Raw genomic sequence first — 16,436 nt, forward strand, 5'->3', positions numbered from 1 at the left:
GCTTTGACGCCGGGAACGGTGGCCGCGTTCCCGCCGGTCCGCGGCCGGCCGGGGCCGGCGGGGACGGCGGGGCTCAGCCCTCGCGGGCGGCCCGGCGGGCGCGGCGCTCCTCGCGGCGGGTCTCGAACTTGGTGGCGGCGGCGTCGAGCCCCTCCAGGAACTCGTTCAGCTCCTCGCGCGCCTTCTCGCCGTCGCCGGACAGGTCGGTGCGGTCGAACACGCCCCACTTGCGCAGGACCGGGACGAGCACGTCGTCGTGGTGCAGCCGCAGGTCGTAGATCCCGGCGTTGGCGATGATCACGGACTTGCGGAGGAACCCGTCGATGCTGTGGCCGGGCATCTGGAACGACTTCACCACGTCGGTGATCGCCCGCATCGTCTCGTTCGGGGCGGCGTCCAGCGCGGCGGCCATCAGGTTCCGGTAGAAGATCATGTGGAGGTTCTCGTCGGCGGCGATGCGGGCCATCATCTGCTCGCACACGGGGTCGCCGGACGCCTTGCCGGTGTTGCGGTGCGACACGCGGGTGGCCAGTTCCTGGAACGACACGTACGCCGTGCCGTGCAGGATGGAGTCGCCGTGGTCGGCCTCGTAGCCGGCCTCCATGTGGTGCATGCGCGCGCGCTCCAGCGCGACCGGGTCGACCGCGCGGGTCACGGTGAGGTAGTCGCGCAGGACGATGCCGTGCCGGTTCTCCTCGGCCGTCCAGCGGTTGACCCAGGTGCCCCACGCGCCCTCGCGGCCGTAGACGGTGGCGATGGCGCGGTGGTAGCCGGGGAGGTTGTCCTCGGTGAGCAGGTTGACGATGAGCGACTCGCGCGCCTCGACGCTCAGCTTCGACTGCTCCGGCGACCAGGGCTCGCCGTCCAGCGGCCCGTCGTAGTCGCGGCCCTCGCTCCAGGGGACGTACTGGTGCGGGAACCACTCCTTGGCCATCGAGAGGTGCCGGTTCAGTTCCGTCTCGACCACCGGCTCGAGCTCGTGCAGGATGCCGGTCTGGAACTTCTCTTCAGGGGTCACGGACATGCGGTTCCTTCGCTGGGACGAGGTGGACTTTCCGGACGCGGGGGCCGCGCCTGCGGCTCGAACTGGCGCCCAGCAGGCGTACACAACCTACTCAAGCGTAGGTTCGATCGTCGCCACTCGCCGTGACCCCCGTCAAGTCAGCACCGCCACAATCAACGTCCGGGAACTTTTGTAGGGGTGAGCAACGCGCCGCCGCGTCAGCGCGTGTCGGCGGCCTGCTGCCACATGCGGTTCACGGCCGCCCTGAGCAGCGGTCTCGGCACCAGCTTCAGCGCCGGCATGGCCGCCTTGTACTGCAGGCCGGGCACGCACAGTGCGCGCCCGGCGGCCACCGCGTCCAGGCCCGCGCGCGCCACGTCGTCCCGCCGCAGCCACATCAGGTTGGCCGGGACGTCGTCCTCGGTGCGGGTGAAGCCGGGGCACAGCGCGGTCACGTGCACGCCCTTGCCCGCCACCTCCGCGTGCAGGCTCTCGGAGAACGACGCCACGTACGCCTTGGTGGCCCCGTAGGTGGCGCTGCCGGGCGACGGCGCGAACCCCGACATCGAGGCGACGTTCAGCACCCCGCCCCGGCCGCGCTCCACCATCCCCGGCAGCGCCGCGTGCGTGAGCCGCACGAGCGCGGACACGTTCAGCTCGATCTGCGCCAGGTGGTCGTCCAGCGGCAGCTCCGCGAACGCTCCAAAGGCGCCGTACCCGGCGTTGTTCACCAGCAGCTCGACCGGGTCGGCGCGCAGCCGCCCCTCGACCTCGGCGCGCTGCGCGGGGTCGGTGAGGTCGGCGGCCACCACCTCCACCGCGACCCGGTACCGCTCGACCAGCTCGCGGGCCAGCCCGTCCAGCAGCCCGGTCCGGCGCGCCACGATCACCAGGTCGGTGCCGCGGCCGGCCAGCAGCCGCGCGAAGCTCTCCCCGATGCCGCTGGACGCGCCCGTCACGAGCGCTGTTCGGTAGGCGTGTCGCATGGCGGCAGATGCTATCGACGGAACTCCATCGGTCCCGGCAGCACGCCAGAAAACAGAAGTAACGGTTTAACCCTCATTTATCGAGGTGCGCCGCGGGGCGCCCCCGGCGTGCGCGGGCGGCGGCAGCATCGCGGCCGGGTCCTCGCCCGCGGCCCACAGCCCGACCACGAACGCGGCCGCCGCCTCCAGCAGCGCCGCCCGCGCCAGGCCGCCCCCGTCCATCGGGACGCAGCCGGCGTCGGCGACGAGCCCGCAGACCGCGGCGACCGCCTCCGCGTCGTCCCCGCACAGCGGCACGCCGAGCGGCCGCCCGCCGAACTCCGGCGGCTCCATCCGCCACACGCTCTCGTGGCACAGGTTGAACGCCTTCACGACCCGCGCGCCCGTGGCGTCCGCGACGCGCCGGGCCGCCGACGGACCGCCCGCCGTCTTCAGCCGCTCGAACGGCGGCTCCATCGGGTTGGTGCAGTCGATCAGCACCCGCCCGTCCAGCGGGCCCGCCGCGCGCAGGACGTCCGGGACGCCCTCGTGCCACACGGCGAGCAGCACCGCGTCCCCGTGCCGCGCCGCCTCCCGCAACGTGCCGCCGGCCGCGCCGTGGCCGATCCGGTCCGCCAGCGCCACCGCCTTCGCGGGCGTCCGCGCCCCGATCCGCACATCGTGGCCCGCACGCGCCCACTTCCCCGCGAGCGCGTCCGCCATATTGCCCGCGCCCAGCACTCCGATCCGCATGATGACCTCCCGCTCGATTACCGTCGGACGGGACGCTAAGCGGTCCGTTCGGCACCATCCGGTGCCCATCGGGAGGTGCAGGATGCCGGACGACACCATGAACGACACCGGCACCATGAACGACACGACGCCCACGCGAGCAGGGACAGTCGGCGGGTTCGCCGCCGACTGCCAGACCCGGCTGGCCCTCGACCTGCTGTCCGGCACGTGGACCGGAGTCGTGCTCTGGACGCTGCGCGACGGCCCGCTGCGCCCGCGCCACCTGCGGGACCGGATCGGCGGCATCAGCCACAAGGTGCTGACCGGGACGCTCCGCCGCCTGGAGCAGAACGGGCTCGTGACGCGGCGCCGCTACGCGGAAGCGCCGCCGCGCGTCGAGTACGAGCTGACCGGCCCCGGGCGGGGGATGCTGGAACCCCTGGCCGCCCTGGGCCGGTGGACCGAGTACTACGCCGACGAGGTCCTGGACGCGCAGGAGCGCGCGCTCAGCGGCCGGTGAACTTCGCCTTGCCCGGCCCCTCCTCCATGAAGCTCTTCATGCCGCCCGCCTGGTCGTCGGTGGCGAACAGGGCGGCGAACTGCGTGCGCTCGATCTCCAGGCCCGTCTCGATGTCGACCTCCAGGCCCCGGTCGATGGCCTGCTTGGCGGCGCGCAGCGCGATCGCCGGCCCGCCGGTGAACGTCGCCGCCCACTCCTTCGCGGCGGTGTAGACCTCGGCGTCCGGGACGACCCGGTCGACCAGGCCCATCGCGAGCGCCTCGTCCGCCTTCACGTGCCGCCCGGAGAAGATCAGGTCCTTGGCGCGGGACGCGCCGATGAGGCGCGACAGCCGCTGCGTGCCGCCCGCGCCGGGGATGATGCCGAGCTGGATCTCCGGCTGCCCCACCTTGGCGCCCTCCCCCGCGACGCGGAAGTCGGCGGTCAGCGCGACCTCCAGCCCGCCGCCGAGCGCGTAACCGGTGATCGCGGCGATCACCGGCTTCGGGATCGCGGCCAGCTCCCTGGTGAAGTCCTGCAGCAGGCGGGACGGCGCGCCCGACATCTCGGCGTACGACATGGGCGCCATCTCCTTGATGTCCGCCCCGGCGGCGAACACCTTCTCCCCGCCGTACAGCACGACCGCGCCGACCTCGTCGTCCTGCGACACCTGCCGCGCCGCGTCGATCAGCTCGCGCTGCACCCGGCCGTTCAGGGCGTTCATCTTGGGGCGGTCCAGCCTGATCGTCGCGACCCCGTCCTCGACCTCGACCCGTACGAACTCGCCCACGGCGACCCTCCCTGTGCATCCGGCGGTGAACGTTCCCGAGCCTAACCAGCGGCGGGTGCGGCGGCTGGGACGGGGCGAGGTGTCGGAGGCTGCTGGTAGCTTCGGGGACCATGCTCGTCGCCCACGCCACCTGGCATGGCGGTGCGCTGTGCCTGTGGGCCGAGCGCACCGGCCCGTACGAGCCCTCCCCGGACGTCCACCCCTTCGCGACCCGCGACTTCACCGGGACGTCGTACGAGCCGCTCGTCCGCACCGGGTTCCGCGTCGAGCTGTCGATGACGCTGCCGACCCGCGGCGACCATCCGCTGCCCTCGGCCGAGCTGGGCCCCGAGCCGGTGCGCGACGAGCCGGAGCTGCGGCCGTGGCGGGTGCCCGCGCTGGTCCTCGAACCGTTCCCGGCGATGGCGCTGCTCCAGGCCGCCGAGCACGCCGCCGACGTGGTCCCCGGCACCGACCTGCGGTTCCTGTGCCTGCTCGCCGACGAGGCCGTCCACCTCGCCGGGCGCGGCCACGTCCTGCCCGCCCTGCTGCGCGAGGACGGCGACCTCGTGGCGCGGTGGCGCCCGGTGATCGACGACCCGGCGCGCTTCCGCGACCTCGTGCGCGCCATGCCCGCCGCGTGCCGCGCCGCCGACGGCGGGCGCCCCGCCGCCGAGGTGCTGCGGGAGGCGCTGTCGGGGCTGGTCGACACCGCCGTCCGGGGCGTGGTCCCGCATCCGCTGCTGGTGTCGCGGCGCAAGGAGCCCGACCGGCTGCCGCTCGCCGAGCGCTGGGTGATGGCGCTGACCGGGCCGTCCGCCGCCGTCGCCCGCGAACCCCGCGACGACCCGTCCGACCTGATGGCCGAGCTGGACGCGTGGGCCGCCGCCGCGCGCCGCCCGTCCGGCCCGCTGCGCGTCTGCTTCCGCCTCGCCGAGCCCGGCGCCGAGGAGTTCGGCACGCCGGATCCGTTCGGCGAGCCGGAGGGGGCCGGCGAGGCCGCGGCCCGCGAGGAGCCGGACGGCGACTCCTGGCGGGTCGAGTTCGCGCTCCAGGGCACCGACGACCCCAGCCTCTACGTCCCGGCCGCGCTGGTCTGGGACGGCGAGGCCACCTCGGTCCCGGACGCGGAGGAGACCCTCCTCGGCGGCCTCGGCCGCGCGCTGCGCCTGTTCCCCGACATGGCGCCCGCGCTGGACGGCCCGGCCCCGTCCGAGCTGGTGCTCGACACCGCGGGGGCGTTCCGCTTCCTGCGCCGGGCGGCCCCGATGCTCGCCGCCGCCGGCTTCGGCGTCCTGCTCCCCCAGTGGGCGGGCAAGGCGAAGCTCGGCATGAAGCTGACCACCCGCACCGACGACCCCGAGGCGTCCTCCGGCGCCGCGGCGCCGTCCGGATTCGACCTGAAGGGCATGGTCGACTTCCGCTGGGACCTCGCCATCGGCGACGAGACCGTCGACGAGGCCGAGCTGGAGGAGCTCGCCCGCCTCAAGACCCCGCTCGTCCGGCTGCGCGGCCAGTGGGTGGAGCTCGACGAGCGGCAGCTCGAAGCGGCGCTCGACTTCCTGCGCCACCCGCGCCGGGGCCGGATGACCGCCGCCGAGGCGATCCGCGCGATCGTCCACGCGGGCGACGACGCCCTGCCCCTCACCGAGGTCGACGCGGGCGGCCCGCTCGGCGACCTGCTGTCCGGCGAGGCCGACCGCCGCCTCACCCCCATGCGCACCCCCGAGGAGCTGGACGCCGAGCTCCGCCCGTACCAGGAGCGCGGCCTCTCCTGGCTGGCGTTCATGGACGGCCTGGGGCTGGGCGCCCTGCTCGCCGACGACATGGGCCTGGGCAAAACGATCTTGGTGTTGTCGCTGCTCGTGCACGAGCGGGAGCGCGGCGCCCGCCCCGGTCCGACGCTCGCGATCCTGCCGATGTCGCTGGTGGGGAACTGGCAGCGGGAGGCGGCGAAGTTCACCCCCAAGCTGCGCGTCCACGTCCACCACGGGACGGGCCGGCACCGCGGTGACGGCCTCGTCGAGGCCGTCGCGGGCGCCGATCTGGTGCTGACCACCTACGGGACGGCTGCGCGGGACGCCGAGGCGCTCGCCGCCGTCGAGTGGGGGCGGGTGATCTGCGACGAGGCGCAGGCGCTCAAGAACAGCGGGACGCGGCAGGCGCGGGCCGTGCGGAGCATCCCGGCGCGCACCCGGATCGCGCTCACCGGTACCCCGGTCGAGAACCACCTCACCGAGCTCTGGTCGATCATGGAGTTCGCGAACCCGGGGCTGCTCGGGCCGCGCGCCGAGTTCCGGCGCAGGTTCGCGATCCCGATCGAGCGGGAGGGCGACGAGCAGGCGGCGCTGGCGCTCAAGCGGGCCACGCAGCCGTTCATCCTGCGCCGCCTGAAGACGGACCGGTCGATCATCTCCGACCTGCCGGAGAAGCAGGAGATCAAGGTCTACTGCAACCTCACCACCGAGCAGGCGTCCCTCTACCGGGCCACCGTGGACGACATGCTCCAGCAGATCGCCGAGGCCGACGACAAGCAGCGGCGCGGGCTCGTCCTGGCGACGATGGCGAAGCTCAAGCAGGTCTGCAACCATCCGGCGCAGCTGCTCAAGGACGGCTCGCGCCTGCCCGGCCGCTCGGGGAAGCTGCAGCGCCTGGAGGAGATCTGCGCCGAGGTGCTGGAGCAGGGCGAGAAGGCCCTCGTCTTCACCCAGTACGCCGAGTTCGGGTCGATGCTCCAGCCCTACCTCGCCGCGCGCCTCGAACGGCCCGTGCTGTGGCTGCACGGCGGGACGTCCAAGCAGGCCCGCGACGACCTCGTCCAGCGGTTCCAGGACGATCCCGAACCCGCGGTCTTCCTGCTCTCCCTGAAGGCGGCCGGGACGGGCCTGACCCTCACGGCGGCGAACCACGTGGTGCACGTCGACCGCTGGTGGAACCCCGCCGTCGAGGACCAGGCCACCGACCGGGCGTTCCGCATCGGCCAGACGAGGAACGTCCAGGTCCGCAAGTTCATCTGCGTCGGCACGATGGAGGAGCGCGTCGACGAGATGATCGAGCGCAAGAAGGCCCTCGCCGAGTCGATCGTCGGCACCGGCGAGGACTGGCTCACCGAGCTGTCGGTCGCCGAGCTGCGCGATGTGCTGCGGCTGTCCCCCGAGGCGGTGAGCGACTGATGGACGACGCCGGCTCCGAGGGCGTCGAGGGCATCCGGGCGCGCAACAAGCGCGGCTCGATCGGCACCGAGTGGTGGTCGCGGCGCTTCATCGACCTCGTCGAGTCGTTCGCCGACAAGGGCCGCCTCCAGCGCGGCCGCACCTACGCCCGCAAGGGCAACGTGTTCGACCTGCGCGTGGAGCCGTACGAGGTCACCGCGAAGGTGCGCGGCTCGGCGCCGGAGCCCTACGAGGTGGCGCTCGGCATCGACGCGATCGACGAGGCGGACTGGCGGGCCGTCGAGCGGGAGCTGGCGTCCCGCGCGGTGTTCCGGGCCCGGCTGCTCGCCGGGGAGATGCCGCCGGAGATCGAGTGGGTGTTCGCCGAGCTCGGCCTCGCGCTGTTCCCCGGCTCGGCGTCCGACCTGCACCTGATGTGCGACTGCCCCGACTGGGGCGACCCGTGCAAGCACTCCGCCGCCGTCCTGTACCTGCTCGCGGAGGCGTTCGACGACGACCCGTTCCTCATCCTCCAGTGGAACGGGCGCGGCCGCGACCGGCTCCTGGCCGCGCTGCGGCGCGGCGGCGCGTCCGAGCCCGACCCGCTGGACGTCGAGGACGAGCCGCTGACGGCCGCCGGGTTCTGGACGCCGCCGTCCGGCCTGGCGCGGCTGCGCGAGCGCCCGCCCGCGCCGCCGGTCCCGCCCGGCTTCGTGCTGCAGGTGGCCGCGCCGCCGCCGGTGCGGATCCGCCGCCGGTCCCTGCCGGACGTCCTGGCCCCCGCCTACGAGGCCCTCGCGGCCCAGGACGACTCCGGCTGACCGGCGACTCCGGCTGACCGGCGACTCCGGCTGACCGGCGGGCGGCGCGCCGCCCGCCCGTCAGCCCGCGTCGAGGACCTCGCGCAGTTTCGCGGCGAAGGCCGCGGGCTGCCCGGCCTGGCCGAACTCGCCGCCGAGGAAGCCGCCGTGGTGGCTCGGGAACACCGTCGCGGGCGTGCCGAGCAGTTCGGCCACCGCGACCGCGGTGCGTCCGGTGAGGACGCCCTCGGACTCCTCGCCGACCGCGATCACGACCCGCGTGGGCGCGGCGTTCAGCGCCTCGGCGTCGGGCCGGTGGTCGCTGACCGCCCATGACCGGTCGGACAGCAGCGGGTCGTCGCGGGAGCCGTCGTCCTCGGAGGGCATCCCGAACATGGCGGGGTCGGGCACCGGCTGGGCGAAGTACTCGTCGGTGAACTCGCCCTTCCACGACGTCATCGCGATGAAGGCCGCCATGCCCGCGCCGCCGCCCTTGCTCTCGTAGACGTCCCGGACGGCGGCCCGCGCGCGCAAGGCGGCCTCGGCGTCCGGCAGCACCGGGAGGACCGGCGGCTCGTGCGCGACCAGGACGGAGACGTCGCCGGGGTACGCCGCCACGAGGGCGAGCGCGGTGACCGCGCCGCCGCTGCTGGCGAACATCTCGACCGGTCCCCCGCCGAGCGCCTCGATGAGGGCGTGCACGTCGCCGGCCTGGGTGACGGGGTCGTGGTCGTCCCGGCCGTCCCTGCGGGTGCTCCGGCCGAGGCCGCGCGGGTCGTAGGCGACCACCGTGCGGTCGGGGAGGTGCGAGGCGAGGGTGCGGAAGCCGGTGGCGTCCATCGGCTGGCCGATCATCACCAGCGGCGGGCGCCCGCCGGCGGGCGGCAGCGGCCCGTGGACGTCGTACACGAGGTCGGCTTCGGGTGTGCGGAGTGTGTGCTCAGTGCTCATGCCGGTACTGACCACGCGGGCGCCGGAAACTCATCGCGGCGCGTCAGATCGGCAGTTCGGCGCGGACGGTGAAGCCGCCGCCCGGCGCGGGGCCGGCCTCGAGGGTGCCGCCGAGGGACTCGGCGCGGTCGCGCATGCCGCGGATGCCGCTGCCGTCCTTCGAGGGCGCGCCCGGCGGCTGCTCGCCGTCGTCCTCCACGGTGACGGTCACGTGCGCGCCGGCGTAGGCGACGCGGACGACGGCGGTGGACGCGGCGCTGTGCCGGGTCACGTTGGTGAGGGCCTCCTGGACGATCCGGTAGGCGGCGAGGTCGGTCTCGGCGGGCAGGGGGCGCGGCTCGCCCTCGGTCTCGGTGCGGACCATCAGGCCGGCGGCGGCGATGCCGCCGGTGAGCTCGTCCAGCCGGGCGAGGCCCGGGGCGGGCGCGACCGGCGCGGCCTCGTCGACGCGCCGCAGGACGCCGAGGGTGGCGCGCATCTCCCGGAGCGTCTCCTTGCTCGCCTTCTTGATCGCGGTGAGGGCGGCCTCGGCGCGCTCGGGCTCGCGGCGCAGGCCGTGCAGCGCGGCGGAGGCCTGCACGTTGATCAGCGAGATGTTGTGGCCGAGGACGTCGTGCAGCTCGCGGGCGATGCGCAGCCGCTCCTCGACGGCGCGGCGGCGGGCCTCGGCCTCCCGGCCGCGCTCGGCGACCCGGGCGCGCTCCTCGGCCTCGCGCAGGTAGGCGCGGCGGTTGCGGACGACGCCGCCGATCGCGACGACGGCGACGAACCAGCCGGCGAGCAGGAAGGACGCCGCGTCGGCGAGGTGGTTGATGTCGTCGTACCGGTCGGCGGCGACGGCGGCGGCGACCGACAGCCCGGTGAGCGCGGAGGACACCACGAGGTGCCCCTCGGCCGCCGCCGTGTAGAGCGCGATCACGAAGGTGATGACGAGCGGGCCGTCCGGTTCGACCAGCGGGTAGTAGGCGCCGCACGCGACGAACGTGGCGACGGCGACCGCGACCGGGTGGCTCAGGCGGAAGTACAGCGCCCCGCACGCGACGGCCATCAGCAGCCAGCCGTGCAGGGGCATGCGCTCGTCCGGGCCCGTGCTGACCGAGACGAGCGTCAGCACGGTCATGATCGCGAACGAGCCGCCGGCCAGGAGCGCGTTCACCGAGCGCGGGCCCGGAGTCCACGGGACGGGGCGCTCGCGGGGTTTCGCCAGTCGCACATGCCCATCCTGCCAGGTTCGTATGTTTGCGAGAGTGCGATGGGATGTAGTACATCTACTATCAACAGAAGTAGAAGTCGGGTCAATGATCCAAGTTCCCGTATGGGGGTGCGCGCCAGATGAGCGAACCGGTGATCCGGGCGCGGGACCTGCGGATGCGCTACGGGCGCACCGAGGTGCTGCGCGGTGTCGACCTCGACGTGGGGGCCGGCGAGGTGGTGGCCCTGCTCGGGCCGAACGGCGCCGGGAAGACCACCACGATCGAGATCCTGGAGGGGTTCCGGCGCCGCACGTCGGGCGAGGTCGCGGTGCTCGGCGCCGACCCCGGCACGGGCGGCGTCGCGTGGCGGGCGCGGCTCGGCGTCGTCCTGCAGGACTGGCAGGACCACCCGCGCTGGCACGTGCGGCCGCTGCTCGCGCACATCGCCGCGTTCTACCCGCACCCGCACGACCCGGACGAGCTGCTGGAGGCCATGGGCCTCACCGCGCAGGCCGGGCAGGCGGTGGGGCGGCTGTCGGGCGGCCAGCGGCGGCGGCTCGACATCGCGCTCGGCATCGTGGGCCGTCCCGAGCTGCTGTTCCTGGACGAGCCGACCGCCGGTTTCGACCCGGAGGCGCGCCGCGAGTTCCACGGCCTGGTCGAGCGGCTCGCGCGGGAGGACGGCATGACCGTCCTGCTCACGACGCACGACCTCGCCGAGGCGGAGCGCCTCGCCGACCGCATCGCGATCCTCGTCGACGGCGCCGTGCGGGTCTGCGGCACCCCGTCGGCGCTGGCGTCGGTGGTGCGGGCGGCCTCGGAGGTCCGCTGGCTGGAGGACGGCGCACCGCGCGCCGAGCGGACGGCCGACCCGTCCGCGCTGGCGTTCGAACTGCACCGCCGGTTCGGCGGGCCGGTGCCGGGCCTGGAGATCCGGCGCCCGTCGCTGGAGGAGAGCTACCTCGATCTGGTGTCACGGAAGGAGGCCGCCTGATGAGCGCGCCGGGCCTGCGGGCGATGAGGATGGGGCTGCGCCGCGGCTGGACGGAGCACGTCCAGTTCCTGAGCAGCCGGAGGGAGCTGGTGTCCGCGCTGATCGGCACGGTCGGGGTGTACGTGCTGCTGGTCCGCTGGCAGGGCGACACCGTCGTGGAGGGGACCGGGGAGTCCCAGGCCGTCCTGATGACCGCCGGGTTCGTCGCGTTCTCGGTGTTCTCCGCGGCGCTGCTGAACCTGCCGATGGGGATCGCGGCCGACCGCGAGGAGGGGACGCTGCTGCGGCTGCGCACGGTGCCCGGCGGGCCCGCGGCCTACCTGACCGGCCGCGCGGTCTCGGTGCTGCTGCAGATCGCCCTGTACGTGCTGCTGATGCTGGTCGCGGGCGCGGCGGTCGCCGGGCTCCGGCTGCCGGCCGCGCCCGCCGACTGGCTGACCCTGGCGTGGGTGCTCGCGCTGGGCACGCTGTCGGTCGTGCCGCTCGGCGCCGCCCTCGGGGCGCTGCTGCCCGGTCCGCGGAACGCGGCGAGCATCCTGTCGCTGCCGGTGATGGCGCTCATGCTCGTCTCCGGGGTGATGTTCCCGGTGGCGCGGCTGCCGGAGGCCGTGCAGAGCGCCGCACAGTTCTTCCCGCTGTACTGGCAGGGGCTCGGGCTGCGGTCGGTGTTCCTGCCGGACGCGATGGCGGCGGCCGAGATAGGCGGGACCTGGCGCCTGCCGGAGACCGCCGCCGTCCTCGGGGCCTGGGCCGCCGCGGGGCTGCTGCTGGCGCCGTGGGTGCTGCTGCGCGCGACGCGCCGCGAGTCCGGGGCCCGGCTGGCCGCGCGCCGCGAGCGCCGCGCCGCGCAGGGCGCGCTGTGACCCGGGCGGTACCGGCGGCGGTGCCGGTGGCGACGCGGAGGTGCCGGCCGTGATCCGCAAGGCCGGCGGGGCGCCCGCCGACAAGGAGACCGTCTACAACCGGATCCCGGTGCTGCGGGCGGAGCGCGGCGTCTCGCGCCGCGACCTGGCCGCCGCGCTGGGCGTCCACTACCAGACGATCGGCTACCTGGAGCGGGGCGAGTACAGTCCCAGCCTCCACCTGGCCCTGCGCATCGCCGAGTACTTCGAGGTGCCGGTCGAGGTCGTCTTCTCCCTGAAACCCTTCCCGCGTATCGGAGGCACATCATGACCAAGCGCTCCACCGGGTGGCGCGAGCGGTCCCGGCGGCTGCGCGCGGAGCGCCGCGCGGCCCTCGACGAGCGGCTGGAACGCCGGCTGCCCGCCCGCTACGCGCGGCGGCGCCCCCGCCGGGTGCTGGCGGGGGCGGGCGCGGTCACGCTCGGCCTGTTCTGGGTGGACGCCGCCGTCTCGTGGGTGCTGGCGCCGAGCGACACCGCGATGATCGTGAACTTCGTGATCCTCGGCGTCCTGGTCGTGGTCGGGTTCCCGCTCGCGGGCCACCTGCTCGCGGTGACCCGGGGCCTCACCACCCGGCGGGAGGAGGAGCTCGACGAGCGGCAGCTCATCGCCCGGCTCCGCGCGTACGCGTCCGCGCACCGGGCGACCACGTTCGTGATGGTCCTCGTGCTGGTCGTGACGAGCCTCGCCGACACCGAGGGGCGCGAGTCGCAGATCCCCGGCGCGGCGCTGTTCCTGATCCTGTTCGCCATGCTCGCGACGCACGTGTACCTCCCGCTCGTCGTCGCGACGTGGCAGACGCCCGACCCGCCGGACGACGAAGACGAGGAAGAGGAAGACGAGGAGGAGGACGGGCAGGACGGAGCGGGCGCCGCCTAGCGCAGGTCGCCGTTCGTCATGCCCTGCGGGGCGGGTGGGAGCGCGACGAGGCCCAGCTCGGCCCGTGTCGGCAGCAGCGGGTGGTTCGGCACCACCCGGACGCTGTAGCCGAACGCGCCGCTGCGCCCGAGCGGGACGTCGCCGGCGTAGCGGCGGCGCCCGCCGTCGGCCGGCCCGGCATCCGACAGCTCCAGGTAGGACGGCTCGACGAGCGTATCGGTCTCGTCGACCCGGCCGTAGGCGACCTCCACCGCGACGTCGTCCGGGTCGAGGCCGGCGAGGTCCACCACGACCCGGACCGCGAGCCGCGCGCCGACCTGCGGGCTCTCCTCCCCGTTGGACTCGACGTGCTCGACCGCGACGCCGGGCCACGCCTTGCGGACCCGCTGCTTCCACGCGGCCAGCTCCCGCGCCCCGGCGTGGTCGCCCGCGGTCATCGCCCGCTCGGCCGCGGCGGCCGGGGCGTAGAGGTTCTCGACGTACTCGCGCAGCATCCGGGTCGCGAGGACCTTCGGGCCGAGCGTGGCGATGGTGTGCTTGACCATCTCCAGCCAGCGGCGCGGCAGCCCGGCGCCGTCCCGGTCGTAGAACGTGACGGACACGTGGTCCTCGATCAGCTCGTACAGCGCGGCGGCCTCCAGCTCGTCGCGCCGGTCGGGGCCGGACAGGCCGTCGGCGGACGGGATCGCCCAGCCGTTCTGCCCGTCGTACCACTCGTCCCACCAGCCGTCGAGGATCGACAGGTTCAGCCCGCCGTTCAGCGCCGCCTTCATCCCGGACGTGCCGCTCGCCTCCAGCGGGCGCAGCGGGTTGTTCATCCACACGTCGCAGCCCTGCACCATGAGCTGCCCGAGCGCGATGTCGTAGTCGGGCAGGAACACGATGCGGTGCCGGACGTCCTCGGAGTCGGCGAACCGCACGATCTGCTGGATGAGGCGCTTGCCGCCCTCGTCCGCGGGGTGCGCCTTCCCGGCGATGACGATCTGCACGGGCCGCTCCGGGTGCAGCAGGATGGAGCGGAGCCGGTCCGGGTCGGTCATCATCAGCGTGAGCCGCTTGTAGGACGGGACGCGGCGCGCGAACCCGATCGTCAGGACGTCCGGGTCGAGCGCGTCGTCGATCCAGGAGACCTCGGCCTCGCCGGCGCCGCGCCGCCGCCACGACTCGCGGAGCCGGCGCCGCGCGTCCAGCACGAGCCGGCGGCGCAGCAGGGCGCGCATCCGCCAGATCTCCGGTTCGGAGACGGCGCGGACGCCCTCCCAGCCGCGGCCGCTCTCCATCACCGACGGCAGCTCGCGGGCGGTGAACTCCAGCACCTCGCGGGCCACCCACGTCCCGGCGTGCACCCCGTTGGTGATGGACCCGACGGGGACCTCGGCGGTGTCGAACCCGCCCCACAGGCCGCCGAACATCTCCCGGCTGACGCGCCCGTGCAGCTCGCTGACGCCGTTGACGCGCTGCGCGAGCCGCATCCCCATCACGGCCATGTTGAACACGGTGCGGTCGCCGCCGGGGTAGTCCTCGGCGCCGAGCGCGAGGACCCGGTCGACGGGGACCTGCCGCTCCTCGTTCGCGCCGCCGAAGTACCGGCTGATCAGCTCGCGGGGGAACCGGTCGATCCCGGCGGGGACGGGCGTGTGCGTGGTGAAGACGGTGCCCGCGCGCGTCGCCTCCAGGGCCTCGTCGAAGGTCAGCCCCTCTCCCGCCACCAGCTCGCGGATGCGCTCCAGGCCGAGGAACCCGGCGTGGCCCTCGTTGGTGTGGAACACCTCGGGCGCCGGGTGGCCGGTGATGCGGCAGTAGGCGCGGATCGCGCGGACGCCGCCGATGCCGAGCAGCATCTCCTGCAGCAGCCGGTGGTCGCCGCCCCCGCCGTACAGCCGGTCGGTGACGTCGCGGCCGGCCTGGTCGTTGTCCTCGACGTCGGAGTCCAGGAGCAGCTGGGGGACGCGTCCGACCTGCGCGACCCAGACCTGGGCGCGCAGGGCGTTCCCCTTGGGGAGGCCGATGGTGACGCGTACCGGCGTCCCGTCGCGCTCGCGGAGCAGGGTCAGCGGGAGCCCGTTGGGGTCGATCGGGGGGTAGCGCTCCAGTTGCCAGCCGTCCGGGGACAGCGACTGGGAGAAGTAGCCGTGCCGGTACAGCAGCCCGACCCCGAGGATGGGGACGCCGAGGTCGCTCGCCGTCTTCAGGTGGTCGCCGGCGAGGATGCCGAGGCCGCCGGAGTACTGCGGCAGCGCGGCGGTGATGCCGTACTCGGGCGAGAAGTAGGCGATGCAGGCGGGCGCGCGCTCACGCTCCCCGGCGTCCGGCCCGTCGGACGCGGACCGGCGTCCCCCCACGTCGAACCGCGCCTGGTACCAGCGGGGCGCGGTCAGGTACTCGTGCAGGTCCTCGGCGGTGTCCTGGAGGCGGCGCAGGAACCGCCGGTCCTCGGCGAGCTGCGCCAGCCGCTCCGGGGAGACCTCGCCGAGCAGCCGGACCGGGTCGTGGTGGACGGCCTTCCAGAGCGCGGGGTCCACGGCGCGGAACAGGTCGAGCGTCTCGTGGTGCCAGGACCAGCGCAGGTTGAGGACCAGTTCCTCGAGCTGCCGGAGCGGCTCGGGGAGGACGGTGCGGACCGTGAAACGTCGGATTGCCTTCACACAACACCACGCTAAGCGTAGGAATCGGCTCGGCGCGACGGCCGCGGGTAGGCCGCCGGCGCGCGGATCGAAGGCACCGTACCCGCCTGAGCCGCGAAAACCCCCGGCTGCGCGGAGAGTTTCGCCCGTTCGGACGGTCACCGATCGGGGTCGGGGAACCACTTAAAGTTATGCAAAACTACTGTGCAGTAGCCCCCGCGACGCGGGCATGGGACGTTTCGGAAGTCCCGCTCGGGTAGGGGGAGGGCATGCACGTCGAGTCCGGAACATCCCATATGACCGGATCTCCGAGACTGGGGCGCATTCCGATTCTGGACGTGTCGCCGGTGGTGGAGTGCGGCCGGTGGCCGGCGAAGGCCGTGGTGGGTGAGACCGTCGAGGTGTCGGCGACGGTGTTCCGGGAGGGGCACGAGCGGCTGGGCGCGGCGGTGGTGCTGCGCACGCCGGACGGCGAGGAGCTGCCCGGTGAGCGGATGGCCGAGGTCGGCGAGGGGCTGGACCGGTGGTCGGCGCTGGTGACGCCGACCGGGATGGGCTCGTGGTCGTTCCGGGTGGAGGCGTGGGGCGACCCGATCGCGCACTGGTGGCACGACGCCCAGATCAAAGTGCCCCAGGGCCTGGACGTCGAGCTCATGCTCACCGAGGGCGCCCTGCTGTTCGAGCGCGCGGCCGAGGCCGTCCCGAGCAAGGACATGCCGACCCTGGACCGGCTGGCGAAGTGCCTCGGCGACGAGACCGTCCCGGTCACCGAACGGATGGAGGCCGCCGCCGACCCGGACGTGGCGGCCGTGCTGGAGCAGCATCCGCTGCGGGATCTGTTGACGGTGTCGGACTGGTACCCCCTGGTGGTCCACCGCCAGCGCGCGCTGTACGGCGCCTGGTACGAGTTCTTCCCCCGCTCCGAAGGCGCGACGTTCGACCCGATGGGACGCCGCGGCCCGACCCCGGGCAC

At 74.2% G+C, this 16,436-nt stretch carries 15 protein-coding genes; 8 read left to right on the forward strand and 7 right to left on the reverse strand.

Annotated features, from left to right (window positions below; genetic code table 11):
• Nucleotides 1–73: 73 nt before the first annotated feature.
• From CHF16_RS05975 to CHF16_RS05985, 3 genes are all read right to left on the reverse strand, one after another.
• Nucleotides 74–1,024 carry an acyl-ACP desaturase gene (locus CHF16_RS05975; RefSeq protein ID WP_089324870.1) on the reverse strand — a complete coding sequence of 317 codons (951 nt, stop codon included), beginning with the start codon at nucleotides 1,022–1,024 and terminating at the stop codon, nucleotides 74–76.
• 197 nt (nucleotides 1,025–1,221) lie between these two features.
• Nucleotides 1,222–1,989: an SDR family NAD(P)-dependent oxidoreductase gene (locus tag CHF16_RS05980; RefSeq protein ID WP_089324871.1), complete on the reverse strand. Its 768-nt coding sequence runs from the start codon at nucleotides 1,987–1,989 to the stop codon at nucleotides 1,222–1,224.
• A gap of 66 nt (nucleotides 1,990–2,055) precedes the next feature.
• Entirely contained in the window at nucleotides 2,056–2,721 is a 666-nt protein-coding gene (locus CHF16_RS05985) for an NADPH-dependent F420 reductase (RefSeq protein ID WP_089324872.1), read from the reverse strand.
• A gap of 82 nt (nucleotides 2,722–2,803) precedes the next feature.
• Between CHF16_RS05985 and CHF16_RS05990 the strand changes: the two genes are divergently transcribed.
• On the forward strand, nucleotides 2,804–3,220 hold the full coding sequence (locus CHF16_RS05990; RefSeq protein WP_245868240.1) for a winged helix-turn-helix transcriptional regulator: 417 nt from the start codon (nucleotides 2,804–2,806) through the stop codon (nucleotides 3,218–3,220).
• Here CHF16_RS05990 and CHF16_RS05995 read toward each other — a convergent pair.
• On the reverse strand, nucleotides 3,207–3,989 hold the full coding sequence (locus tag CHF16_RS05995) for an enoyl-CoA hydratase/isomerase family protein (RefSeq protein ID WP_089324873.1): 783 nt from the start codon (nucleotides 3,987–3,989) through the stop codon (nucleotides 3,207–3,209). The genes CHF16_RS05990 and CHF16_RS05995 overlap by 14 nt on opposite strands.
• 110 nt (nucleotides 3,990–4,099) lie before the next feature.
• On the opposite strand from CHF16_RS05995, the gene CHF16_RS06000 reads away from it, so the two are divergent.
• Together CHF16_RS06000 and CHF16_RS06005 are read left to right on the forward strand one after the other, a co-directional pair.
• Complete coding sequence (locus CHF16_RS06000) at nucleotides 4,100–7,141, forward strand: DEAD/DEAH box helicase (protein ID WP_089324874.1); 3,042 nt, start codon at nucleotides 4,100–4,102, stop codon at nucleotides 7,139–7,141.
• The gene (locus CHF16_RS06005; protein WP_089324875.1) at nucleotides 7,141–7,941 is read left to right on the forward strand and encodes an SWIM zinc finger family protein; all 801 of its coding nucleotides are present in this window, start codon (nucleotides 7,141–7,143) and stop codon (nucleotides 7,939–7,941) included. The genes CHF16_RS06000 and CHF16_RS06005 overlap by 1 nt, the downstream gene beginning before the upstream one ends.
• A gap of 60 nt (nucleotides 7,942–8,001) precedes the next feature.
• On the opposite strand, the gene CHF16_RS06010 is transcribed toward CHF16_RS06005, so the two are convergent.
• Together CHF16_RS06010 and CHF16_RS06015 are read right to left on the reverse strand one after the other, a co-directional pair.
• Nucleotides 8,002–8,871: an alpha/beta fold hydrolase gene (locus tag CHF16_RS06010; RefSeq protein ID WP_089324876.1), complete on the reverse strand. Its 870-nt coding sequence runs from the start codon at nucleotides 8,869–8,871 to the stop codon at nucleotides 8,002–8,004.
• Nucleotides 8,872–8,914: 43 nt separating this feature from the next.
• Nucleotides 8,915–10,084: a sensor histidine kinase gene (locus tag CHF16_RS06015; protein WP_245868241.1), complete on the reverse strand. Its 1,170-nt coding sequence runs from the start codon at nucleotides 10,082–10,084 to the stop codon at nucleotides 8,915–8,917.
• Nucleotides 10,085–10,203: 119 nt separating this feature from the next.
• On the opposite strand from CHF16_RS06015, the gene CHF16_RS06020 reads away from it, so the two are divergent.
• Genes CHF16_RS06020 through CHF16_RS06035 form a run of 4 tightly spaced genes read left to right on the forward strand, consistent with a single transcriptional unit; the run spans nucleotide 10,204 to nucleotide 12,839 of the window.
• Nucleotides 10,204–11,058, forward strand: a complete 855-nt coding sequence (locus CHF16_RS06020) for an ABC transporter ATP-binding protein (RefSeq protein WP_089324877.1) — start codon at nucleotides 10,204–10,206, stop codon at nucleotides 11,056–11,058.
• Entirely contained in the window at nucleotides 11,058–11,921 is an 864-nt protein-coding gene (locus CHF16_RS06025) for an ABC transporter permease (protein WP_089324878.1), read from the forward strand. The genes CHF16_RS06020 and CHF16_RS06025 overlap by 1 nt, the downstream gene beginning before the upstream one ends.
• 52 nt (nucleotides 11,922–11,973) lie before the next feature.
• Entirely contained in the window at nucleotides 11,974–12,231 is a 258-nt protein-coding gene (locus tag CHF16_RS06030) for a helix-turn-helix transcriptional regulator (protein ID WP_089324918.1), read from the forward strand.
• Nucleotides 12,228–12,839, forward strand: a complete 612-nt coding sequence (locus CHF16_RS06035) for a hypothetical protein (protein WP_089324879.1) — start codon at nucleotides 12,228–12,230, stop codon at nucleotides 12,837–12,839. Before CHF16_RS06030 ends, CHF16_RS06035 begins: the two co-directional genes overlap by 4 nt.
• On the opposite strand, the gene glgP is transcribed toward CHF16_RS06035, so the two are convergent.
• The gene (glgP, locus tag CHF16_RS06040; RefSeq protein WP_089324880.1) at nucleotides 12,836–15,484 is read right to left on the reverse strand and encodes an alpha-glucan family phosphorylase; all 2,649 of its coding nucleotides are present in this window, start codon (nucleotides 15,482–15,484) and stop codon (nucleotides 12,836–12,838) included. The genes CHF16_RS06035 and glgP overlap by 4 nt on opposite strands.
• Before the next feature lie 317 nt (nucleotides 15,485–15,801).
• On the opposite strand from glgP, the gene CHF16_RS06045 reads away from it, so the two are divergent.
• Nucleotides 15,802–16,436 (forward strand): maltotransferase domain-containing protein (locus tag CHF16_RS06045; RefSeq protein ID WP_245868243.1); only part of this gene is annotated, 635 nt, incomplete at its 3' end.

Source organism: Actinomadura meyerae, from assembly GCF_900188445.1.
GTDB lineage: Bacteria > Actinomycetota > Actinomycetes > Streptosporangiales > Streptosporangiaceae > Spirillospora > Spirillospora meyerae.

What these genes read in the sequence shown, in the direction of transcription:
- CHF16_RS05975 (WP_089324870.1), bottom strand. Translation starts at nt 1,024, where the DNA reads ATGTCCGTGACCCCTGAAGAGAAGTTCCAGACCGGCATCCTGCACGAG.
- CHF16_RS05980 (WP_089324871.1), bottom strand. Translation starts at nt 1,989, where the DNA reads ATGCGACACGCCTACCGAACAGCGCTCGTGACGGGCGCGTCCAGCGGC.
- CHF16_RS05985 (WP_089324872.1), bottom strand. Translation starts at nt 2,721, where the DNA reads ATGCGGATCGGAGTGCTGGGCGCGGGCAATATGGCGGACGCGCTCGCG.
- CHF16_RS05990 (WP_245868240.1), top strand. Translation starts at nt 2,804, where the DNA reads ATGCCGGACGACACCATGAACGACACCGGCACCATGAACGACACGACG.
- CHF16_RS06000 (WP_089324874.1), top strand. Translation starts at nt 4,100, where the DNA reads ATGCTCGTCGCCCACGCCACCTGGCATGGCGGTGCGCTGTGCCTGTGG.
- CHF16_RS06005 (WP_089324875.1), top strand. Translation starts at nt 7,141, where the DNA reads ATGGACGACGCCGGCTCCGAGGGCGTCGAGGGCATCCGGGCGCGCAAC.
- CHF16_RS06010 (WP_089324876.1), bottom strand. Translation starts at nt 8,871, where the DNA reads ATGAGCACTGAGCACACACTCCGCACACCCGAAGCCGACCTCGTGTAC.
- CHF16_RS06020 (WP_089324877.1), top strand. Translation starts at nt 10,204, where the DNA reads ATGAGCGAACCGGTGATCCGGGCGCGGGACCTGCGGATGCGCTACGGG.
- CHF16_RS06025 (WP_089324878.1), top strand. Translation starts at nt 11,058, where the DNA reads ATGAGCGCGCCGGGCCTGCGGGCGATGAGGATGGGGCTGCGCCGCGGC.
- CHF16_RS06035 (WP_089324879.1), top strand. Translation starts at nt 12,228, where the DNA reads ATGACCAAGCGCTCCACCGGGTGGCGCGAGCGGTCCCGGCGGCTGCGC.